General features: G+C 50.6%; 18 protein-coding genes. 6 read left to right on the top strand and 12 right to left on the bottom strand.

The genetic code is table 11. From position 1 onward, the window contains the following. Positions 1–56: 56 nt before the first annotated feature. Positions 57–1,424 carry an acetyl-CoA hydrolase/transferase family protein gene (locus DCCM_RS05235; RefSeq protein ID WP_373855399.1) on the top strand — a complete coding sequence of 456 codons (1,368 nt, stop codon included), beginning with the start codon at positions 57–59 and terminating at the stop codon, positions 1,422–1,424. Positions 1,425–1,726: 302 nt separating this feature from the next. Continuing rightward, positions 1,727–1,867 carry a hypothetical protein gene (locus tag DCCM_RS18440; protein WP_165792023.1) on the top strand — a complete coding sequence of 47 codons (141 nt, stop codon included), beginning with the start codon at positions 1,727–1,729 and terminating at the stop codon, positions 1,865–1,867. Positions 1,868–1,974: 107 nt separating this feature from the next. Here DCCM_RS18440 and DCCM_RS19150 read toward each other — a convergent pair whose 3' ends face one another. The 7 genes from DCCM_RS19150 to DCCM_RS05195 form a co-directional block, all read right to left on the bottom strand. Continuing rightward, complete coding sequence (locus DCCM_RS19150) at positions 1,975–3,324, bottom strand: DUF7130 family rubredoxin-like protein (RefSeq protein ID WP_231702667.1); 1,350 nt, start codon at positions 3,322–3,324, stop codon at positions 1,975–1,977. Positions 3,325–3,380: 56 nt separating this feature from the next. Next, positions 3,381–3,974 (bottom strand): superoxide dismutase, encoded by a 594-nt coding sequence (locus tag DCCM_RS05220; protein WP_104371391.1) that lies wholly within the window; start codon positions 3,972–3,974, stop codon positions 3,381–3,383. Between the two features lie 87 nt (positions 3,975–4,061). Continuing rightward, a complete protein-coding gene (locus DCCM_RS05215) occupies positions 4,062–4,214 on the bottom strand; it encodes a rubredoxin (protein WP_104371390.1) in 153 nt (50 codons plus the stop codon). Positions 4,215–4,265: 51 nt separating this feature from the next. Beyond that, complete coding sequence (locus DCCM_RS05210) at positions 4,266–4,694, bottom strand: Fur family transcriptional regulator (protein WP_104371389.1); 429 nt, start codon at positions 4,692–4,694, stop codon at positions 4,266–4,268. Positions 4,695–4,811: 117 nt separating this feature from the next. After that, the gene (locus tag DCCM_RS05205; RefSeq protein ID WP_104371388.1) at positions 4,812–6,233 is read right to left on the bottom strand and encodes a sensor histidine kinase; all 1,422 of its coding nucleotides are present in this window, start codon (positions 6,231–6,233) and stop codon (positions 4,812–4,814) included. Positions 6,234–6,294: 61 nt separating this feature from the next. Next, the gene (locus DCCM_RS05200; protein WP_104371387.1) at positions 6,295–6,960 is read right to left on the bottom strand and encodes a response regulator transcription factor; all 666 of its coding nucleotides are present in this window, start codon (positions 6,958–6,960) and stop codon (positions 6,295–6,297) included. 72 nt (positions 6,961–7,032) lie between these two features. Continuing rightward, on the bottom strand, positions 7,033–8,175 hold the full coding sequence (locus tag DCCM_RS05195) for a trypsin-like peptidase domain-containing protein (RefSeq protein ID WP_104371386.1): 1,143 nt from the start codon (positions 8,173–8,175) through the stop codon (positions 7,033–7,035). 429 nt (positions 8,176–8,604) lie between these two features. Between DCCM_RS05195 and DCCM_RS05185 the strand changes: the two genes are divergently transcribed. Beyond that, positions 8,605–10,173 (top strand): adenylate/guanylate cyclase domain-containing protein, encoded by a 1,569-nt coding sequence (locus DCCM_RS05185; protein ID WP_104371384.1) that lies wholly within the window; start codon positions 8,605–8,607, stop codon positions 10,171–10,173. Between the two features lie 121 nt (positions 10,174–10,294). On the opposite strand, the gene DCCM_RS05180 is transcribed toward DCCM_RS05185, so the two are convergent. From DCCM_RS05180 to DCCM_RS05160, 5 genes are all read right to left on the bottom strand, one after another. Next, positions 10,295–11,968: a Na/Pi cotransporter family protein gene (locus tag DCCM_RS05180; protein ID WP_104371383.1), complete on the bottom strand. Its 1,674-nt coding sequence runs from the start codon at positions 11,966–11,968 to the stop codon at positions 10,295–10,297. A 289-nt stretch (positions 11,969–12,257) separates the two neighbouring features. Then, complete coding sequence (locus tag DCCM_RS05175) at positions 12,258–15,605, bottom strand: ATP-binding protein (RefSeq protein WP_165792022.1); 3,348 nt, start codon at positions 15,603–15,605, stop codon at positions 12,258–12,260. Further along, complete coding sequence (locus DCCM_RS05170) at positions 15,574–16,251, bottom strand: DUF4194 domain-containing protein (RefSeq protein ID WP_104371381.1); 678 nt, start codon at positions 16,249–16,251, stop codon at positions 15,574–15,576. Before DCCM_RS05170 ends, DCCM_RS05175 begins: the two co-directional genes overlap by 32 nt. Continuing rightward, positions 16,251–17,660 carry a Wadjet anti-phage system protein JetA family protein gene (locus DCCM_RS05165; RefSeq protein WP_104371380.1) on the bottom strand — a complete coding sequence of 470 codons (1,410 nt, stop codon included), beginning with the start codon at positions 17,658–17,660 and terminating at the stop codon, positions 16,251–16,253. Before DCCM_RS05165 ends, DCCM_RS05170 begins: the two co-directional genes overlap by 1 nt. A gap of 358 nt (positions 17,661–18,018) precedes the next feature. Beyond that, entirely contained in the window at positions 18,019–18,351 is a 333-nt protein-coding gene (locus DCCM_RS05160; protein ID WP_104371379.1) for a hypothetical protein, read from the bottom strand. 265 nt (positions 18,352–18,616) lie between these two features. Between DCCM_RS05160 and DCCM_RS05155 the strand changes: the two genes are divergently transcribed. From DCCM_RS05155 to acs, 3 genes are all read left to right on the top strand, one after another. Continuing rightward, complete coding sequence (locus DCCM_RS05155; RefSeq protein WP_104371378.1) at positions 18,617–19,414, top strand: IclR family transcriptional regulator; 798 nt, start codon at positions 18,617–18,619, stop codon at positions 19,412–19,414. A gap of 47 nt (positions 19,415–19,461) precedes the next feature. Further along, complete coding sequence (gene acsA, locus DCCM_RS05150) at positions 19,462–21,162, top strand: acetate--CoA ligase (protein ID WP_104371460.1); 1,701 nt, start codon at positions 19,462–19,464, stop codon at positions 21,160–21,162. A gap of 420 nt (positions 21,163–21,582) precedes the next feature. Beyond that, positions 21,583–23,559, top strand: a complete 1,977-nt coding sequence (gene acs / locus DCCM_RS05145; RefSeq protein WP_104371377.1) for an acetate--CoA ligase — start codon at positions 21,583–21,585, stop codon at positions 23,557–23,559. Positions 23,560–23,587 lie beyond the last annotated feature (28 nt).

Genomic DNA, 23,587 nt, shown 5'->3' with positions numbered 1-23,587 from the left:
AAATAAAAACAATTTTGTATTGTTGTTGAATTCTGGAGAGGGAGGACCTGCACATAATGAGCTATACGGAGGAATACAAAAGAAAACTGGTAACCGCCGACGAGGCCGTCAAAATTGTTAAATCGGGAGACTGGCTGGATTACGGCACCTTTATGGGACAGGTGGTGGAACTGGACAAGGCCTTGGCCCGCCGCAAGGATGAACTGTATGACGTGAAAATAAGATCTGCGGCCAGGGTTTCCGGCCCCCCGCAAGTGGCCCTGGTGGATCCCACCAAGGAACATTTTATTTTCAACAGCGGGCACTTCACTATCATTGACCGGAAAATGCATGACTTTGGCATGTGTTATTATTTCCCCCTGCTTTTCCGCGAGGTGCCCAGTTACTACGAGCACGCCGGCTGCCTGGACGTGGCCATGATAGCGGTTTCCCCCATGGACAAGCACGGTTATTTCAATTTCGGCCTAAATAACGTGTATTCAAAGAAAACCTGTGAAATGGCCCAAAAGGTGATATTGGAAGTCAACTCCAATATGCCCCGGGTTCCGGGAGGAAACTCCGAATGCCTACACATTTCCGAAGTTGACTACATTGTGGAGGCCAACTGGCCGCTGATGCCCATTCCTGAAATACCGGTGTCGGACACCGACAGAAAAATCGCCGAAAACATTATGCCCTTCCTGGAGGACGGCTGCTGCATCCAGCTTGGTATCGGAGCCCTTCCCAACGCCATGGGAAGAATGATAGCCCAGTCGGATTTAAGGGATTTGGGGGTCCACAGTGAAATGCTGTGCGACGCCTACCTGGAAATGTGGAAAGCCGGAAGGATTACCAACAATAAGAAAAGCATCGACCGGGGAAAAATGGTATTCACCTTCGCCCTGGGCAGCGCGGAACTGTATGATTTTGTGGATGAAAACCCCGCTGTGGCCTCATATCCGGTGGATTATACCAACTATCCCCATATAATAGCCCAGAACGACAAGGTGTTATCCATCAATAACGCCCTGGAACTGGATCTTTACGGCCAGGTGGCGGCGGAGTCCTCCGGATCGCGTCAAATAAGCGGCACCGGCGGGCAGGTGGACTTCGTGGAAGGCGCGTACCTGTCCAGGGGAGGAAAATCCTTTATAGCCCTGCAATCCACTTACAAGGATAAAGAGGGAAATTTGCGCAGCCGCATCAACCCCACCCTGCAGCCCGGCACCATCGTCACCACCACCAGATCCACGGTGATGTACGTGGCTACGGAATACGGGGTTTCCTGCATGAAAGCCAAAAGCACCTGGGAACGGGCCGAGGCACTGATTGAACTGGCTCATCCCAGCTTCAGGGAAGATTTGATTAAAGAAGCCCAGCGCATGAACATCTGGACCGCCACCAACAGGCGCTGCACATGTCAACAAGCCGCGGGCGCGGTGTAACATATGCAATGACTGCTGCATAAATAAAGAAAATACCCACTGTTGCCACATTTTATTAATTGTTATCACTAATTGTGTATGATACTATTATAGTGTGATGTTGCCATAGTTGTATGCCTCCTCATACACAAAAAGCCTGAAAGCAATAACTTTCAGGCCTTTTTTTATTTAACCGGACAGGCGGCATTAATGGCAACATAAATAGTATTACAGATTAATTTTTCTGTTTAATACATAAATAGGATTACTAAAAGCCCATACAACAACAAAATATAATTAATAACAATAAAGGAGTTGATCAATTGAGAGATAAAAAGATTATTGTAAAGGAGCCGGCAGCCCACAGGCCCCCCGGCATAGCCAGAAAACAGGAGCGGGAGACAGTCAAAGAGCCTCCCTACCGGGGGCTTGAAACGGACTACATTCCCAGACGCGGCGGCTGATAAAACAGTAACCGGCTTTGGCCCGGAGGGCTGAGCATACAAAGGTCCCTGTCCTTCACCGGGGACAGGGACCTTCCATTGCACCGGGGGCCGCCCTTAAACGCGATTTAAAATTTTTTAAAGTTTTTGGCCAGCGCGTTGCAGATGGGACAGTGATCCGGCAGCGGGTCCCCGCCTATCCAGCCGCAAACCGGGCAGAGGTACATATCGGCCATGTCAAAATCCTTGCCGCCTTCCACCAGGAGCTTGGCCTTGTTATACAGACCGCCGTGAACCTTCTCGGCCTCCATGGCGTACTTGAATGTCCTTACGGCGTTGCTGTTTCCCTCTTCCTCGGCGGCATTTAAAAACTCGGGATACATTTTTTCAAACTCATAGTGCTCCCCTTCCACGGCGGAGGTAAGGTTTTCAGCCGTGCCCCCTATTTTTCCGGCCACCTCCAGGTGCTTCAAGGCGTGAATGGTTTCCGCCTCGGCGATGGCCCTGAACAATTTTGCCACATTGGCGTATCCTTCTTTTTCGGCTTTATTGGCAAAAGCCAGGTATTTGCGGTTTGCCTGGGATTCCCCCGCGAAGGCGGACATTAGATTATCATTGGTTTTCATTGTATTTACACTTCCTTTCGGCTGTTCAGCAGTATTACCATCTTCCACCAATTCAAACTCCTCTTTGGGAGCCCCGCACACCGGGCACACCTCCGGAGGCTCCTCCCCCTGGTGGATATAACCGCAGACCTTGCAGCGCCACTGCCTGGCAGCTGTTTTGCCCGCCTCCACCGGTGCGGGGGCCGGCCCGGTCTTAACCGCGGAGTTCTTGGCCTGGCGATAGAAGGCGTATGTCATGGGCTCCTCACTGCTCTTAACCCCGCCTTCCACCACTTCACCCATGAACATGGTATGCGTCCCCACATCCACTGAAAGCTGGGGGTCCACCCTGCATTCCATGTAAGAGATGCATTTGTCAATTATCGGGGCTCCGCTGACACCGGCGGTATAGTCAATTCCCTGGAATTTGTCGGCCTCCCGGCCGGACCGGAAACCAAAGTTCCGCACCATGTCCATGTGCTCCCGCCCCAGCACGCAGACTGAAAAAAATCCGCTGTCCTTTATGTATTCATGGGTAAGGTTGCTTTTATTCACGCCAATCACAACCCTCATCGGCGCGCTGGTAATCTGGAAAACCGTATTGCAAACCTGTGCGTTTATCCTGCCGCCGCTCAGCGAGCCCACCACGAACAGCCCGTAAGATATTCTGAACAGGGCCGGCTCAATCCGTTTTTTATCTTCCGGGGTAAGTTCTTTAATAGCCGGAACAGCAGTGTCTTCTTCCTCCAACTCCAGCAGGGACAGGTCCACCAGCTCAAATTTCTCCGCGGGAGCTCCGCATCTGGGACAGTGCTCCGGCGGGTTTTCACCCTCGTGCAGCCATCCGCAGACTGTGCATCTCCATATTTTCATATCAATTCACCTTCGAATCATTTATTTTCTGTCTTTTACACCCGCAGCCTATTAAATTATCCGGCGGCTTCAAACCTTTTATTAACATCATCCCAGTTAACAAGATTCCACCAGGCCTCAACCCAGGCCGCCCTCTTATTCTGATATTTAAGATAATAGGCATGCTCCCACACATCCACCGTTAAAAGCGGCACAACTCCCCACTGGGTGAGGTTCTGGTGCTTTTCCGCCGTCAGTATTACCAGGCTGTGGAAAGAGGGATTCCAGCAGAGCACCGCCCAGCCGGAGCCTTCCACGGCCACCGCGGCTGCGGAGAACTGTTTTTTAAAATTATCAAAGCTGCCGAAGTCCTTATTCAATTGCTCCGCCACAGCCCCGGTGGCCTGTCCTCCGCCGCCCGGAACCATGTTCTGCCAAAAAAGGGTGTGCAGCAGGTGACCGGACCCGTGAAATGCAATTTCTCTTTCCCAGTGCTTCACCAGGGCGAAATCTCCCTTATCCCGGGCCTCCGCCAGCCTGGCCCCGGCGTTGTTCAGCCCGTCCACGTAAGCCTTGTGATGCGCGTCATGATGCAGCCTTACGGTGGCTTCGTCGTAATGGGGTTCCAGGGCGTTATAGCCGTAGGGGAGGGGAGGAAGTTCATGTTTCATGACAAAACCTCCTGGAAAAATTTTTTACAATATAAAGGATATTATCATTACCTGCTCCCCAATACAATATCTACGATTTAACCGCGCCTACTGTTTTTCAAATTGATCCTTGCCGGCTCCGCAGATTGGACAGACCCAGTCATCGGGAAGCTTTTCGAAAGGGGTTCCCGGGGCTGCCCCCTCCGCCCCCTCCTCCGGGTCGTAAACATAGCCGCATACAGTGCATATCCATTTCTCCATTTCTTGCGTCCTCCTTTTTATTGTTTTTTTAGCCGGGCAAAGTCAAACCACTTAATTATTATTGTTATTATTTCCATTTTTATACTTATCCCTGCACCTGAAACATATACCGTAAAGGTACAGGTTGCAGCCCTGTATTAAATTACCCTTTATATCACAGGGCAATTGCAAATCCTCGGGCCACATGTCCAAATCATAAATGTTGTCGCAAACGCGGCAGAGGAAATGGCAGTGGGGAGCCGGATTGGGATCAAAATGCTTTTTGTCGCTTTTGATCCTTACCTCCTGAACCTCACCTCCCCCGGCCAGCACTTCCAGGGTGTTATACACGGTGGCCAGGGACAGCGAAGGAAACTGGGGCTTTAATTCCTTGTAGATATCCTCCGCCGAGGGATGGGAGGTGTTTCCATCCAGAATTTTTAAAATTGCCAGTCTTTGCGGGGTAATTTTCAACCCCATTTTTTTTAATTTATTAATCATAGCTCTAAATTTATAACTCCTGTTATTTTATAATCATTATAATTTTCCTTATATTAGCTGTCAACTCCTTTTTAAAAAAATATTCTTACCAGCAATGGAATAAAAATGCATTCAGAATTAATTATCCAGGGGCAGCAGCACGGTAAAGTGGGAGCCCTCCCCCACCCCGGTGCGCAACTCAATGCCGCCCTGATGCAGTTCCACGATTCTGCGGGCAATGGACAGCCCCAGGCCGGAACCGCTGGAGCATCTTATACAATCCCCACGATAAAAGCGCTGGAATATTTTCTCTTTTTCCTCCTCCGGAATTCCCGGGCCTGTGTCGCTTACCGTGACGGCAGCTAAATCCTTTTCCCCGGGCTTGCCTTTACGGCGCTCCGCCCGGAGGGTTACCGTTCCTCCCGGGGGAGTGTATTTAAAGGCGTTGTCCAGCATAATAAAAAGCACCTGTTTAATTAAATCGGCATTGACCTTTGCCGTCAGTTCCCCGGGTATCTGAAAACCCTTGTATTCAAAATGGACATGGTCTCCCAGAAGGCGGCCGCCCCGGGCTACTTCATCCAGCAGGCCGCCCAGGTCCGTGCCCACAGTCTCTAATTCCCGGCCCGCGTCGGCCCGGGCCAGAGTCAGCAGGCCGGCAACCATCCTGGTCAGCCGCTCGGCCTCGGAAACAATATCCCTCAGGGCATCCATTTCCTCCGGCTGTCCCTTTTCCCTCATTTTAATAAGGAACTCGGCATTACCCCGAATGGTGGTCAGTGGGGTCCTCAATTCGTGGGAGGCGTCGGCAACAAAGCGCCGCTGCACCTCATTGGAGCGTTCCAGCCGGCGGTAAGCTGTTTCCAGGCGTTCCAGCATTCCGTTAATGGTGAAAACCAGCATCCCCAGTTCGTCCCGGGGACCGCTGTAATCAATGCGCCTTTCCAGGTCGCTGCCCTTTTGAATGGAGGAAGCCGTCTCACTAATCTTCTCCACCGGCCGGAAAGCCACCCTGGCCAGGCTCAGCCCCAGGAGGCCGGCTATAACCACCGTGCTCAGTCCCATGGTGAACATGAACAATTTCAGACGTTTCAGGACCTCGTCCGTCTGATACAGGGTCCGTCCCACCTGGAGTATCCCGGCCATTTTACCATTAACTATCAGAGGAAGGTTGTAAATGCGCAGGGTCAGGTTGTCGGAACGGACAGTTTCATAAAAGCCCTTTCCCGTCAGCGCCTTTTTTAAAGTGCTTTCACTGAGGGGCAGCAGCCGGGCGCCCAGATTCCGGGAGTGGGCGGCAAGCCTGCCCTGTTCGTCCACTACCTGCAAATAGGTGTCCGGAGATGAAAAAACATCCACATCGGGAAGGAGTAGTATTTCCCTCAGTGGATAGGGTATTTGTATCGACTTTACCACCGACAGCGCCTTGGTGTATATACTCTGGTCTATTTCATTGTGCAGGGTCCTGGACATATTGACATAAACCAGGCCGGCAAATATGGTCAGTGTAAGGGCCAATACACCGGTATACAAAAACGTCAGTTTCAGGCGGACAGACATAAATTCCTCCAATATAAAAGCTGTTGTTAAGCTATCTTTAATTAAGCACGCGTAACGGGTTTCACCTCAAAACATAGCCCACTCCCCGTACGGTCTGGATGAGCCTGTCTTCACCGCTTTCTTCAAGCTTCTGGCGCAGCATGCCTATGTATACCTCCAAAACATTGGACTCACCGCTGAAATCAAAGCCCCACACTCTTTCCATAAGCAGATCCCTGGTCAAAACCCGCCTGGGATTTTCCATGAACAATCTCAATAGATCGTATTCCTTGGCCGTAAGCACAATGGCTCTGTCCGCCCGCCTGGCTTCCCTGGCGCCGGTGTCCAGAATAAGGTTTTTAAAGCTTAAAATTTTGTCCGTTTTCTCCGGAGTCTTGCGCCTTAACAGGGCCCTTACCCTGGCCAAAAGTTCCTCCAGGGCAAAGGGCTTTACCAGATAATCATCGGCACCTAAATCCAACCCCTTTACCCTGTCGGACACCTCATCCCTGGCTGTCAGCATAAGCACAGGCACGTCGGCCGTGGCCCTGATCCGGCGGCAAACCTCCCAGCCGTCTGTAACCGGCATCATTACGTCCAGTACCACCAACTGGGGCTGCAATTCCCCCACCAGGGCCAGCCCGTCGGTACCGCTGTTGGCTGTTTCAACCGTGTAGCCCTCCAGGGAAAGCGCCCTTTTCAGAAGCGCCGTTATCTTTGGATCGTCATCAATTACCACTATTATCATACATTATTGCCCCTTATTAAAAACCCCCCGGCAAGCCGAAGCAATAATCCGGCCACCGGCGGGTATTATAACCTAATCAACTTCTCCCTTTTCTCCAACAGTCACCGGAACAATTCTGGTCTCACCGTTTCTAAATATCATAAGCTGCAGTTTCTGACCAACCTTGGCATTATCTATTTTGTCGGTGAGATCCTTGGTGGTATTTATTTTTTGTTTATCCATTTCCAGGATTACGTCACCCCTGGTCAGCCCGGCCTTGTCCGCCGGTCCCCCCTGAACCACGTCGCTCACCAGTATTCCCTCGGCATTGCCCATATTCAGGTATTGAGCTATCTCATTGGTCACAGGCTGAATATACACCCCTATCCAGGGATGCGATACTTTACCCTGGGTTTTTAAAATATTTAAAACCGGATTAACCGTGCTGGTGGGTATGGCAAATCCTATACCCTGGGCGGAGGCGTTAACCGCGGTATTGATACCCACAACCTGGCCTTTCATGTTCAACAGGGGGCCGCCGCTGTTTCCGGGGTTGATGGAGGCGTCGGTCTGCAGCAAGTTTTTATAATCCCTGTTCTGAATGGTTACCGGGCGGCCCTTGGCGCTGATAACACCCACGGTTACAGTGTGGTCCAGGCCGTAAGGGTTGCCGATGGCGATTACCCAGTCGCCCACCTTAACCTTGTCGGAATCCCCCATTTCCAGGAAGGGCAGATTGCTGCCGGCATCGATCTTCAAAACCGCCAGGTCCAGCTCCGTGTCGGAACCCATCAACTTTGCAGGCACCCGCTTGTTGCCCTGGGTAAGAACCACTTCAATTTTAGTTGCCCCGGACACAACGTGCTCGTTGGTAAGTATATAACCGTCCTTGCTGATTATAAATCCGGAGCCCATGCCCTGGGTTATTTCGGCTTGGCCCTGGGGAAACTGCCCCCCGAAAAAGTTTTTAAAGAATGGATCGTTAAAATAGGGATCGTACGACCTGGCTCTCTGCGCCGTGGTTTCTATCTTAACCACCGCCGGGCTTGTCTTGTCGACAATACCGGCTATAATATTCGAGCCCACCGGGGAAACAGCCTGGTTTCCTCCCTCATCCACAGCCTGTGATGGCTGTATGGGGGCAAGGTAACAGGCCGTCCCCGCCAGAACGATGCCCAGCACAAAAGCCGCCAGGACAATAACTGAATACGATCTCCTGTTTTTTGAATCGGACATGATGCAATACCTCCCTGCTTCTTTTAAAGAAATATGAGCATTCGCCGTCTCGAAACTCCAATTCCCATGGCGCCTTTTTCGAACACTCACTCTAAAATAAATTTTACATCCCAAGCTGAAAATAAAATTAAAACGGAGTAAATATACAATAAAATATTGCCGCAGTCTTCAAAACAAAAGTAATTTTTATCCCCCCACAAAAAGGCTGATTTTCTATGTTTTTCCCAATTCCATCTTAAATACTCCCTCTTATATGATTTATTCCTTCCATTTTGCATATTCGGGGAGGAATATCCCCAATTCCTGTAGTAATAGACATAATTTTTATCGTATAATATTTTTATCCACAGGAGTAATGATTTTTTTACCGGCCTCGATGCAACATTTATTATATATATTTAATCATACACGAACCCGGAGGGAAAACCCTTGAGCTCAAATATTTATTCACAATATAAAAAAATGGGGGATTTGGAAGCCGTCTGCATCGCTTTTTTTGATCTGGTGGACTCCACCGCCCTGAAAAGGCAGTTGGGGCAATCCGAAGGAATAACCATTGCCGTCAACCATAATAAACTGGCAGGGGACATTTGTGAAAGGTATAAAGGCAGGATCGTCAAATATATTGGAGATGCGGTAATGGCTGTATTCCACACGCCTCTGGAAGCTATGCTGGCATCGCTGGAATTTATAAAAACCATTCAAGACCAGGAACTTGCTTTCCGTACTAAAGTGGGATTTAACCACGGCATGGCCACCAGGTTCGAAAATAACGGTGTTGATTATTATGGGCAGGCCGTGGACAGGACCGCCAGGCTGAACAGCCAGGCCCGGCCCAACCAGGTGCTTACCGATGAAACCACCCTGGATATGCTCAAACCCTTTCTGGGTGACTTTAAGGAAATCATTTTCCGTTTTCTGGGGGTGCGCAACCTCAAGGGTATAGGAAACGTGCCCATTTATGAACTGGCTTTGATTAATATTGGCTTTGCGGAAGATGTTGAAACCGTGTCCGAAATTCACCTGGACTCCTCAGATCCCGTTCAGGCCAAACAAAAATTGGAAATACAGCCCGTGGAAAAAATAAATCTTCCCCCCCTTGCCCTACCCTTACCTTACCGGCACCTGGTAAAGGATGAGGCACTGGCCGGAATGCTGGGAAACTGCACCCTGGTGGAGGCGGACATTAATTCAATCGCAGTGGCTTTTCAAAATCTTCACCATATTTTCGAAAATGCCCATGATTTAAACATACGCCAGATTTCCATCAGCGGTTCCATGGCCAGGGGCACAATGATAAAACCCTTCAAAGAGATTGACGTTATCGCGGTGAAAGCCGTGGCCGCAAGTCCCCTCCCCGCCATTGGCGATATACTGCAACAAATGGAACGCTTCCTTGCCCAGTGGAACCCGGGTTCCAAAATTGAAATTGTCAGGAATAGGGTTATTGTAGCCCTGCAGGGAGTTAGGTTTTCCATAATGCCGGTTCTGGCCGTACTTGACGGTAACAGGGGGCATCTGCTGGTACCTATCGGCAACCTTTGGATAAGCCGCAACCCCGCCGCGCCGGAAAAGTGGATGGAACAGGCGGTGGAAAGAAACGGCCCGGAATTTTTGCCTTTCCTGCGGATTATCAAGGTATGGCAGAGGACACACGCTAATATTGTAAACTCCCTCCACCTGGAGATGTTTACCAACCTGATTTTTGGGCAGGCCAGCTTTGATCTTTCCTTTGAGTCGGTACACCGCTGGTTCAGGTATGCCTACACTTACTTCAGTCAGAACGACAAACCCTTTATCAAGGACCCAACTCAGCCCAAAAGCCATATAGACGAATATCTTTATGCCAACTCGTCGCTGTTCAACATATTCGGCCGCGCCCTGACCAATTCCTATGACCTGGCCAGGCAGGGCATTGCCCATCACAACGCGGGTCAAAAAAATATCGCCATGACCAAATGGAAAGCCCTGTTCGGTAACCACATCGACGAAATATAAAGAGCTTTTTAAAGGAAAAAGGAGTGCAACCTTCTACACTCCTTTTTCCTTTTTGATTTTAAGCTCTTTAAAGCCTGCTCCCACACAACATTTCCAAGCGACGGACGATTAAGTTAATAAGTTAATAGCCTGACCCCGAAGCGATTGCCGTCATATCCAGCCTCTCCCCGCTGGCGCTCATCTCAAGATTTTCGTTGGCGATCTCCATGGCAATATTCCTTGTGTGAACGCTTATCTGCAGCAGGGCGTTGATCAGGTCCAGGTGGGTGGAACTGGAGGTTTCCGACTCCTGGGTGCCTATACGCAGCCGGTGGATATGCAGCACCCTTAAGTGCCGCTCCATTTTTTCTATTTCCACCTGCAATTTGATTACCTTCGCGGCCATTTCACGATTGCTGGTCACCAGGGATGTATTGGCCATCTGCATAAGATCGCAAACCCTTTTGTGCATTATGGATATCTCATCCCAGCCCTCTTCCGAAAAATTGCACTGCCCGTCAATTTTGCACTGGGCCAGATAGGTAACGTTTTTTTCGATAATATCCCCTATATGCTCAAGGTCGTTAACAATATTGATTAAACCCATGCATTTCAAAAATTCGGGCCTGGACAGCGGCTGCCTGAGCAGGCTGGTTAAATACTCGCTGGTCTCCCTGTATAGAATATCCACCTTGTCCTCGGTTTTGTTAACCTGCTGCAGCAGGGACAGGTCGTTTTTCTCAAATATCGCGGCAATGCTTTTTGTCATATCCATAACATAATCCCACAGCACTATTATTTCCTTGGTTGCCAGTCCCAGGGCTATTGACGGTGTTTTAATGAGAGACTGGTCAAGATAGCGCGGTTTGAATTTCTTTTCACCCTGTTTTTCCGGCACTATTCTCTCCAGCAGCCTGGCGAACTGGGGGATAAAGGGCAGGAAAACAACGGCTATGGCTATATTAAATATGGTATGAACATTGGCCACCTGGTAAGCGGGGGAAGTGGAAAGTTTTTCAATCAGTTTTTCAAAGGGCCCCACAAAAGGCAGCATCAACAGCACCCCGGACAGTTTGAACACCAGGTGGGCGACGGCCACCCGCTGGGCTTCCCGGGTGGAGCCCAGGCTGGAAAGAATGGCGGTAAAGGAGGTCCCTATATTGGCCCCGAACAGCAGGTATATGGCTGCATGCAGGTCAATCAGGTGCTGCATGCCCATGAGCATGATGATACCCACCGCGGCAGCGCTGCTGTGGATCAGAAAAGTGAAAATGGCCGCCACAAACATGGCCAGCAACGGGAATTTGCTCATATTGGCCATCATTTGCGGGAAAAATGGATTATCCCTCAGGGGCATCATAACCTCGGACATAATTTTCAGTCCCAGGAACATCAGCCCGAAGCCCATCAGCACCTGGCCGTATCTGCGGTATTTATCCCTTTTGCTGAAAAATATTATGGTCGCCCCTATACCAACAATTGGCAGGGCAATTTCCGTAACCTTCAGGGCAATGAGCTGGGCGGTTACGGTGGTTCCTATATCCGACCCCAGTATCACAGCCAGGGTCTGCCGCAGGGAAATAACCGCGGCGCTGGTAAGACCCACCAGTATAACCGTGGTGGCGGTGCTGCTCTGGAAGAGAATCGTCACCAGCGATCCCACCAGAAGGCCGCTAAACCTGTTGTGGGTCAAAGAGCTCAATACCTGGCGCAGCTTTGAGCCCGCTATTTTCTGCAGGCCCTCGCTCATAATGGTCATGCCGTAAAGAAGCAGCCCCATGCCGCCCACAAGACCCAACAATATCACATGCCACATAACCACCACTTCTTCCTGTTGTCTTATAGCAACCAGATAGTTAACTTTTTCTCAATTTATAACCTATTGTACAAACATTGTGTCGATTTGAAAAGGATTTTCATATAAATGACTTAACAAATTCTTAACAAATATTCTATGGCTTTTTGGGCTTCCGGGGAACAGGAAAAGAACCCCTTAAAGGGGTTAATTTATTGTAAATGCAGAAAAACAGCGGAAGAAATGTAAATTAGATCCTGGCCCTGGGCCAACCGGCAATAATAAGGAAAGACCCCTGAAATCCAAACCGTCAGGCCCCTTCCTCATCGGCCTTTCTGGGATCAAAGGCCCTTACGAAGGACTCTTTGCCCACCCTGGTGATGCACAGGTTGCGATCCACCAGCGGGGCTATATCGGCAATTTTTTCCGTCGGCGCGGATATTATCACCTGCAGTTCAAGATCCCTGATTAACCTTATGCTTTCCCTGATCCTCTGGTGGTCCATTTTGCTGTAGGCCTCGTCAAAAACTATCAGCCTCAAGGTGTTGTTGAAGCCCTGCTGCTTTATCCTGTATATCTGAATAAATGAAGCCAGTACGGATATATAAAACGGCGTCTGGGTTTCGCCCCCGGACTTCTTGCTGATTATCCTGGAAAGCCGGGACTCGTTGCCCTGATCGTCGCTGACGATCAGATCGAAGTCCAGATAGGCGCGAAAATCCGTAAAGTGCTCCAGGTTCCGCTCCATTTCCACACGCTTTTCCGGAGTCAGCTCACCTTTTCCGGTATCTACAATCTGGCTGAAAAGTTCTTCCACCACATCCCTGTACAGGGACTGGAATTCCTCTGAAAAAACATTATGGCCCTGGATCAGGAGGTCGCTCATGATCATATCGTAATACCGCCGGTAATGCCTGTTGGGAGTCACGCTAAACCGGTACCGGTCACGGCCGAAGGGAACGCCCTTCAAGGCCAGGTTCAGTTCGAAAAGCTGTCTTTCCACGGTTTCAATATTCTCCCTGAGCTTGCTGACAAAGTCCTCCTGGAACTGTAACTGGGCCTTTTCCCTGGCTTTCTTTATTTTGGCTTCATAGGCGGTAAGCCTGGTCTCCTCCAGCCGCACCGCCTCGTTTTCCCAGTCCCTGTTATGCTCCTGGCTAATGTCCAGGGAAGATTTATAATCCCGGTTGTAATCCCCCCTCAGGCGCAAAAGTTCGTCCCTGCGCAGCCCCTCCAGCCCGGCCGTTTCCTCCGCCAGGGCTGAATAACGCTCAATTATTTCATTTAACTTGGGTTTGCCGCCTGTTTCCCGTAGGAACAGGCCTTCTCCTTCTTCCTCCTGCCACTGCCTGGAGTAAAACCTGTCAATCTCCATTTGCTTTTGGCGGCACAGCTCTTCCAGGCGGGGAATTGCCTCACCGTTGATATTCTCCAGCCTGCTTTCAGCCCTGCCCCTTTCTCTTATCAAGCCATCCCTCAACTTGTTGGTTTCCCTTATCCGGGCTGCCGTTTCCTCAATCTTTCCGTCTACCCTGCCAGGGTCTTCCAAATCCAGGCTGCCGTATCTGTCAATGCACTGTTGAAGCTTTCTCTCCAGTTGCGGAAGATCCGCCAGGGTTCCCCACCACTCCAGCAGGTTGTTGATGTCGTTGGCGCTCAAACCCTGCAATTCCCTCAGCCGCCCGAACAGATGGAGGCGGGGTTGAAGCTGGGAGAGCCTTTTTTTAAGGGCGGTCCATTCCTCCCTTTTCAATCTCGCCTGCTCCGCCAGCGCCTCCCTTCCAATATACGGCTGGCGATAGCGGGCGGGATTGATCTGACGGGCCACAAACCTTTGGTAAAGCATCCCGGAAGGGGTGACGGCGGTTTCAAAACGGCGCAGTTCACCGGCGTTTTCACATTTTATCACCCGGCCCAAAAGCAAATCCGCATATGCCCTGGCAAAGCTGTCCGTGGCGGCAATTTCTTCCGCCAGGCTTCCCGGGAGGACCGCCGGTTTTCTGGACATAATCCTGGCCACGTCCACTATACCCAGATCATAGAATTCCCGCTGGAATTTAAGGCGGTCGTAAACCCCCAGGGCACAATCAAAAAATTCAGGGTCTACCAGGAGATGGAATTTCTGTGTGTGCAGGTATCCCTCAATGGCGTTGCGCCATTTTTCATCTTTTATTTCCATAAGATCCGCAAACACCCGGGGAGGAGCATTCAATCCGGCGCTTTTTTTTATTTCACCGGCAATGGCTTCAATAAGGCCGCCCAGTTGCCTGGAATAAGGCTTCGCGCCTTTTTCCAGTTCATTTATCTCCGCCTCCAGCTGTGCCGCCCTGTGGGATATCCTGGCAACCTCTTCTTTAAGGGCTGAATAGGCATCGGACAGCTCGCCCCGAAAAAAATCCATGCTTTTGCATATTGCTTCAAGGTCTTCCCTGCCCGGCAGCCCGGCGGTTCCGCCGGCCACTTCCTTCACAAGCTTTAGGCCCGGCAAAAGGGGTGAAACATCGGGGCGGTCAACCCCCGCCTCTCCCAGTTCCCTGACCAGGCTGTCCCATACGGCCCAGGTATTGAAAAGTGTTTTTTTAATCCGGTCCCGGTTTTTTTTGCGAATTTCCACCTGCACTTGCAGCCTGTCCTTTTCACCCTTTAGCTGACGCTCCAGGCCGGCTGCGTCCGAGGAGTTCTTCTCCCCCAGCAAAGCTTCCTTTATTTCTTCCAGTTCTTTAATGGACTGTTCCGCTTTCAATTGCTCATCATTGAATTTACATATTTTAGCTTCCAACCTGGCTGATTCTTTCCTGCAGGCTCTTATCTCGGCCAAATCCTGCTCCATTTGGCCCCTGTGAATAATATACCTCTGGGTCTCCAGTTTTTGCCTTTCCTCCTGGTAAACCCGGTAGCACCCGGAGACAGCACCCAAGGCGTTTATTCTTTTTTTGACCGTCTCCATTTCACTCTCCAGCTGCTTGTAGTAGCGAATATTTTCCATCATATCCTCTACATCCAGCCTGCCGCCGATATCGCACACAAACTCGCTGATAAAGCCCTTGATATCCATTATCGGGGAAAAGGGAACAGCCTTGCGGAACAGCCGAAAAAATTTCTCGCTGATATTTCCCATGCGTCCCCGCAGCACTTCCCGGTACCTCAGATTGGAATCAAAAAACTCCACATTCTGCCTGCCGTATTTCTCATACAGCAAATCTTTCAGCTTATCGAAGGACAGGGGAATCCTGCGCTGAATAAAGTGGTTTTCAGGAAGGCCGTGGTCCAGGGCGAAAAAACGGTGATTATAATCTCCGGAGGCGTGACAGTCAAAAACCACCCCCAGGCAAAACAGTCTGGACTTTGAGGTATCCTCGAATTCTGCCGCTATATAGCTGGTAAAATTACCGGTACGGAGGTATACCGGCCCTTCTTCGTCGTTTTCCGCCACTTCTCCGCGCAAATAGCCTCTCAGACTGCGCCGGGACTTCTCATTGGCCGCCTTGTTAAAAAAACTGCCGGCGGTGTCTCCCAGCAAAAGCAGTTGCAGGGCGTCGATAAGGGTTGATTTTCCCGAGGCGTTTACCCCGGTAAGAAAATTTATTTTATCCAGTTCCACCAACTGGTACCTGAAATAATGCCAGTTAATCAATAATAATTTTTTTAGAAGCTTCAAACTCCTCACCCTCCTCCGGTTGCCGGGCGGAGTCTAAAAGTTTGCCCGGGCAGCCGTCCCCGCAAATGTTTTGATACAGGAAATTAATTTTCTCATTGCTGATAACGAAAATAATCGCCGGATAAATCAATATCCTGGCCTCCGGGTCGGTCCAGCTGCCGTCCAGTTTGTCAATTATATTGAAATCCTTTAATATGCCCAGGCTTTCCAGCAACAGGGCGTCCGTGATCCTCCGGTCCACCAGCCCAAAGTAGCCGAGCTTCTGCACCACATCCAGCACCGTGGTGATTACTTCCCGCCGGATGGCCAGCTTTTCCCTTTCCTCTTCGTAAATCAGGCGCAGGGCGTACAGAAAATAAGTGGTTGCCTTATCCAGATGACGGCGGTTATAACCGTAGCGGTTGGTTACAAAGGCAACCCCGTAGTCCGGCTCCAGCACCAGTTCCCAGCCCGCCACGGACAGATAATCCGTAAACAGGGGGTAGTGCCTTTCAATAAAGCGGAAATCCCTGTCCGTGGCCAGGGACTTATCCTTTGGATCAATCCGGTCCCTGAGAATGAAGGTTTTGGCCAGCATCAAATTTACCAGCCTGGAAAACTGCTCCCTGTCATCGGAGGACAACAGAGCCCATTCCTTATGCCACATCAGGAAACCTCCCCTTTGACCGTTGTGAAAATCATGTCCGGGATGCGGTACCCGTTGACATAAACGTAACCATCCAGGAACTCCACCCTGTACGGCACGTCCTCCTCGCTGTTCTTCAATACCGCCAGGATCAGCTTGACGAAATCACCGGTTTCCTCCAGTTTAAACTCCCGGCTGCCCACAGTCTGCCGCTCCCGCAGATAGTCACCGATAAAATCAATGATCCTCTGGTGGGTCAGGCTGCCCCGCAGCCGCTGTTCAAAACTAAAAAATTCTCTTTCCATCTGCTGCCTCTGGGCAGAAGGGGTAGCGGACAGCGGCTGGCCCTCCCCGGCGCTTTTTTTCTGCCTCTCCCGGAAAAGAGAATAGCCGTCCAGAAAGCTTTGCCTGTACAGGTTAATACCATTTTGCAAAAATTCCATGGTCTCCCCGGGCAGCCTCCCGGACAGACCGGGAAGCCTTTTCAGCACCTCCACCAGTTTTCCCCGGGCACCCCGGTCCGCGTTCAGCAAATAGCGTGTCCTTTCCACCGAAGCCCTGGTGTAGCTGGCATTTTTCTTGTCAATCTCCCTGAGCAGTGTTTCCATGTTTTCGTAGGTATCAATAATCTCTCCCAGCATCCTGATCACATCGGTCCTGGCGTCATCCAGCCTTACACGGTAGCCCTTCCTGAACATGAGTCCGGCCAGTTGCTCAATAACCCGCAAATCAGTCAGCCAGCTGCGCAAAATGCGTAATATCCTGGTTTTATAGCGGGGGATGCTGTCAAAGGTTTTTAAAGGATGATAAACCCTGTCCAGAATGAGCACCTGGTAATTATCAAAATGCTCCTTCATAATTTCTCTTATTTCCTCTTTATCCTGCAGCCTCTGGTAGTAACGGCGCATGTTGTTGTACAGCCGTTTAAGGCTCTCCTTGAGCTTTTCAGTAGCCCCATGGGACTGCAGCAGCGCCTCCAGCATGAAATCATCCCGCTCGGCGTCGGCGGTATTCAGACACGAATAGGTGGAATATACCAGGGAGTTGTATTCACAGGGGCTTTCGTCGGTGGCGCTATCCAGAAGGCCCAATAAATCAGCGGCATAATCCGGCACCACCAGATACTCCTCAAAGGAATTTATGTAATATTCCTTCTCCAGCCAGCCCGTGGCAATAAATTTGCGCAATAAAAAATGCGCCCGGCCGGAGAGGTTTTTATCCCCTATGGGCTCGTCCCCCTCATCCTCGGTGAGATTCATCATCCGGTCCTCCAGGTGATGAACAAACATGGATATCAGGTCGGCCTTGCGCATCAGCAGTTCCTGGCGGTAATATTTATGGATTACCATTAGGGCTTCCAGGTAAATATATTTGTTTTTTGAAGTCAGCACAGAAAAAAATCTTTCCGGCACCAGGTCAAACAAGTGCATTTTATACTCTCTTTCCCCGTTTCTTTGATTGTTATATAATTATATATAAGTAAACCGTGTTTAGCCAGCAAAAGGGATCATTTTCAACCTCCCGCTGTTTTTTCCACCGGCGGCATAAAACTATTATACTTGGACATCCTGCCGGTGGAACATAAAAATGGCCGGGAAACTTTTCCCCGGCACATACTATATAGAAGGCCGCTATAAAACAGCCGCCTGCCAGCCTCCCAACACTATCACAGCGTAAAATTGTTTATTTCTCCGATGAGCCACGGGAAATGTCCCCATGGCTCATGTTTTCCCCTGCCATGGCAGGGGAAACGTCCCCATGGCTTACCCCCGTGGCTTACCTGGATTACTAAGAGGTTATTTTAAAGGTCTTTTCCCCGGGATACTCCACCCTGGCGCCGTGTTCCACCGCCCATAATATTCTGGAAGCCGCTGATTTTATATCCCCTTCCGCAAACTGTTTGAAGGAAAGAGTTACCGGGAGGCGGGCTTCTTTTTCGCCCTGGGGCTTTAGTATTATCTCCAGGCGAAAAACTGGTCCCCGGCCGGTATAATCACATTTTATACCCGCCACCCTGCCGTCCCGCCCCATGACTTCCCGCTCCACCAGGCCCAGAAATTCATCGGGGCCGGTAAGGGTTATATAATCATGAAACACCAGTGACACCCCTTTTTTATTCAATATTACTCACCCCGGACACCACGGAACACAATATCCGGCCTAGCAAACAAAAAAACGGCCTTAACGGAAATCACCCGGGGCACCGGCAGCAAACCGGCCGGTTCGGCTCCATAAAACAGTCCTCTTACCGGAAAGCTGCAACTCACACTGCAAAAGTTGCTGTTCAGGGTGTATTCTTTGCCATTGCCTGAAGGTTTTGGGTATAGTTAAGGTAAAATTTTTTTAATATTCCCACTTTTCAACCGTCCGTAAAGGGGGCTCGCAGATGGCTGATAATATTTCAGAAAATCCGGTTCATTCGGTGGAGCGGGCATTAATAATATTAGAAGCCCTGGCAGGCCATCCCCAGGGCTACGGTTGCACCGAACTGGGACAGATGCTGCGGCTGCACAAAAGCACCGTGTACAGAATTGTGTCAACCTTGCAGGCATATGGTTTCGCTGAAAAGGACCCGCAAACCGAACGCTACAAGCCCGGCGCCCAATTGATATATCTGGGGCTAAAAACCTTGAAAAACCTGGATTTCCGCAAGGTAGCCATACCCTACATGCAGGAGTTGGTGGAAATATCCAGGGAAACCGTACAATTGGCGGTTCTTGACCGGGGGGAGGTTCTTTTCGTGGAAAGGGACCACTCCCCGGAAGCCGTCACGGTTAACCTAGGCCTCCGGGGAGGAATTCACTGCACCGCCGAAGGAAAGGTACTGCTGTCCAGCCTGCCCCAGGATGAGGTCATGACCCTGCTCAAAAGCCAGGGAATGCAACGGTATACGGCAAAGACCATAACCGACCCGGACCAGATGCTTACCCAATTGGAAAAGGTTCGCTCCCAGGGTTTTGCCGTCAGCGCGGAAGAAATGGTGGAGGGTGTGCTGTCCATTGCCTCACCGGTATACAACCACAGTGGAAACATCATTGCCTCCTTAAGCATTACCGGTCCCAGCACCAGGCTTACCCTGGAAAGGATTTACAGAATGGTAAATGTTCTTAAAGAAGCTTGCGCATCCATATCCGCGCAATTGGGGTATCCCGGCGATATATCAGGCAAAATACTGAATAAATAGGCCCTTTCTTTCAAGTTTCAATCCATGAAGGAGGAAAAGCGGTGAAAATGGATTTCCCGCAGGGTTTGCGGCTTATGGACAAATTTAATCTGGATGATTACGATCATGCCTACACCACTTTCAGGTGGGAAGACGCGGAAGAGGAAATAGGCTGGAAGCCCGGGGAGAGGGTTAATATCGCCTACTCCTGCATTGATCGTCACGTAAAAAACGGCCGGGGCAATAAAATAGCCCTGATATATGACAGCGGAGACAGAAGGGAATTTTATACCTACAGGGATATGGAAAACGCCACCAACAGGTTTGCCAATGTGCTTAAAGACTGCGGCATACAAAAGGGAGAAAGAATCGCGCTCTTCATGCCTCCCTGCCCGGAGTTTTATATAAGCCTGCTGGGAACTGTAAAAGCAGGGGCAATTGCCGTCCCTGTGCACAGCAAATACATGAAAGACGCCGTCACAGGCTTCCTCACCGACAGCGAACCCTCCCTGGCGGTTACCACCGGCGCTCTGCGTGCCCGCATCGAAACCGGGAAAATACCTTCCCTAAGGAAAGTTATCACCACTGAATCCCGGGATGCTGATTCCGACTGGCGTCATCTGGTAAGTTCCGCAGAGGAGAAGCCGGTCACGGAATGGATGGACCGGCGGGAGCCGATGCTGCTGCTTTACACCTCCGGCTCCACGGGCAGCCCCAAGGGTGTGGTTCATACCCACGCCGGAACTCCCCAGTACTACCAGACCGGCCGCTGGGTATTGGACATTAAAGAAGGGGACGTGTACTGGTGCACCGCCGACCCGGGATGGATCACGGGAATATCCTACGGTGTCTGGGCGCCCTTTTTAAACGGGGCCACCAACGTGGTCTGCAAGGAAATATCCGGCCCCCAGGACTGCTATAAGGTTTTGGCCAAGAACGCTGTAACGGTATGGTATACCACCCCCAGCCTTTTAAGATTCCTGATGAACAATGACTGCAACATCCTGAAGAAATACAGGCTGAAGTCCTTAAGAAAAATATTGAGCGTGGGAGAGCCCCTTAACCCCATAGTAAACCGCTGGAGCCTGAAAACCTTTAACCTGGTGGTCCACGACAGCTGGTGGATGACTGAAACCGGGGCCATGATCATCGCCAATTGCTCCTGTTTTCCGGTAAAGCCCGGTTCCATGGGCAAGCCTGTGCCGGGAGTATACGCGGCGATAATCAATGAGGATGGAGCGGAATTGCCTCCTTACGAAATGGGGCAACTGGCCATAAGGTCCGGCTGGCCCGCCATGATGAGCGGCATCTGGAAAGTGGAGTCAAAATACCGGGAATACTTCAGGATCACTCCCTGGTACCTTACCGGCGACCTGGCCTACAGGGACCGGCAGGGCTATTTCTGGTTCCAGGGAAGAATTGATGATGTAATTAAAATAAACAGCGAAAGAGTCGGACCTTTCGAAATAGAAAGCAAACTGGTGGAACACCCGGCGGTGGACGAAGCCGGCGTCATCGGCAAGCCCCACCCCATGCACGGTGAAATAATAAAGGCTTTTATAGTGCTGAATTCTAATTACACCTGGTCTGACAGATTGTGCAGGGAAATATGCGACTCCGTCAGAACAAAGCTGGCCGACCGGCTGGTGCCCTGCGAAATAGAGGTTTGCCCCGGCCTGCCCAGGACCAGAAGCGGCAAACTGATGAGAAGGGTGCTTAAATCATGGGAAGTTGGCCTGCCGCCGCATGATTTTGTCACCACTGAATAATCCTTCAAGAGTCCAAATGCCGTTATACAGACCCTAACGGAAAGGCAGGAATTGTCATTTTACAAACTAACCAATCACCCCCCCATAGAATCAGATAGCCACCAAATACAACCTTTGGTCTGAATTTTCTTAACTTTCTGACTGTATTGGGTTATAAATAAATAAATGAAACAGCGTTTATGCAGGTGAAACAAACTAAATTTTCTAAATATTTAAAATTTACAGTCAACACAATCCGATTAACATAAACAGCTGATTCGGGGCAAGCCTGCATCTGGGGGTGGTAACAGGAAAAAGAACCGGCAAATGATAAAAAATGTCTAAAACGTGCTGATGGTTGCTTTTACTATGACCCAATACCACTGGCATTACGGTCTAATATTATTATTTTTAATTGACTATTAAAGAGGAGGTTAACAAATGGCAGAAGAAAAAAGCGGCAGCGTACAGAATCTAATGACTGAAAACAGGGTCTTTTACCCCTCCCAGGAGTTTACGGATAAGGCCAAGGTCAGTTCCCGCCAGCAGAGGGATGAATTGTACCGCAAATCTGTGGAACAGCCCGAGGAGTTCTGGGCGGATATGGCCGAGCAGAACATCGACTGGTTTAAAAAGTGGGAAGCCGTTGAGGAATACGACTTTACAGACAATATTTTCATAAATTACTACCGGGGAGCCAAACTCAACGCCTCCTACAACTGCCTTGACCGCCATTTGAAAACCTGGCGCAGAAACAAGGCCGCACTAATCTGGCAGGGAGAGCCATACGAAGACAGCAGGACTTATACCTATCTCCAGTTGCACAGGGAAGTCAGTAAATTCGCCAACGTTCTGAAAAACATAGGCGTTAAGAAAGGCGACCGGGTAACGGTCTATCTGCCCATGATTCCTGAGCTGGCTATCACAATACTGGCCTGCGCCAGGATAGGCGCCATTCACAGCGTGGTATTCGGGGGCTTCAGCGCCGAATCCCTGCGGGATAGGATACTGGACTCCAATGCTGAAACTCTGATCACCACCAACTATGGCCTGCGGGCGGGCAAAATTCTCAACAGCAAGGAAATTGCAGACAACGCGCTGGCTGAGTGCCCCGCCGTCAAAAATTGCGTAGTGGTGAAAAGGTTGGATAAGGACTGCAACATGGTGGAAGGCCGGGACCACTGGTGGCACGAGGCCATGGCAAAAGCCCCCCTTGACTGCGAACCGGAGCAAATGGATGCCGAAGATCCGCTGTTCATCCTTTACACCAGCGGCAGCACAGGGAAACCCAAAGGGGTCATGCACACCACCGGCGGCTACATGGTATACACCACCAGTTCTTTTAAATACATTTTCGATTACCGTGACGAGGATATATTCTGGTGCACTGCGGACATCGGCTGGGTAACGGGGCATAGTTACGTTGTTTACGGCCCTCTCTCCGCAGGGGCTACCTCCCTGATGTTTGAAGGGGTGCCGAACTACCCTCAACCGGACAGGTTCTGGGAAATTGTAGAAAAATACCGGGTAAATATTTTATATACAGCCCCCACCGGCATTAGGGCCATGATGAGGGACGGCGAAAAATGGCCTCTGGGCAGGGATCTAAGCAGCCTGAGACTCCTGGGAACGGTGGGTGAGCCCATAAACCCCGAGGCGTGGATGTGGTACCACATAAACATAGGCAAGGAAAAGTGCCCCATCGTGGACACCTGGTGGCAAACCGAAACCGGTGGAATACTGATTACCCCGCTGCCCGGATGCATCCCCACCAAACCCGGTTCCGCAACGGTTCCCTTCTTCGGCCTGAAACCGAAGGTAATCCGCCAGGACGGAAGTGAGGCCGGGGTAAACGAGGGCGGCTACCTGGTAATCGAAAAGCCCTGGCCCGGACTAATGCGGGGCGTTTACGGCGACCCGGAAAGGTTCAAAACCACCTATTTTGTGCAATACCCGGGATATTACTTCACCGGGGACGGCGCCCGCAAGGACGAGGACGGCTATTTCTGGCTGATGGGCCGGGTGGATGACGTGCTTAACGTTTCCGGTCACAGGCTGGGAACCGCCGAGGTGGAAAGCGCCCTGGTGGCTCACGCCAAGGTGGCCGAGGCGGCGGTTGTGGGCTTCCCGCACGATATCAAGGGAGAAGGCATATATGCCTATGTAACCCTGAAAGAGGGCATCGATTTCTCGGATGAATTGAAGAAAGAGCTGGTGGCCCACGTGCGCAAGGAGATAGGCCCCATCGCCTCGCCGGATAAAATCCACTTCTCCAACGCCCTGCCCAAGACCAGAAGCGGTAAGATAATGAGAAGGATTCTGAGAAAAATCGCCGCCGGCGATGTGGATCAACTGGGAGACACCACCACCCTGGCGGATCCCTCGGTGGTAGACTCACTGGTTTCCGGAAGACAGTAAGCGGCTTTATAAAGCCGGCAAAAACAAG

This window comes from Desulfocucumis palustris, from assembly GCF_002933875.1.
Lineage (GTDB): Bacteria > Bacillota > Desulfotomaculia > Desulfotomaculales > Desulfocucumaceae > Desulfocucumis > Desulfocucumis palustris.
Note: the sequence above shows the minus strand (reverse complement) of the source record. Positions and strands in the feature narration are given on the sequence as shown.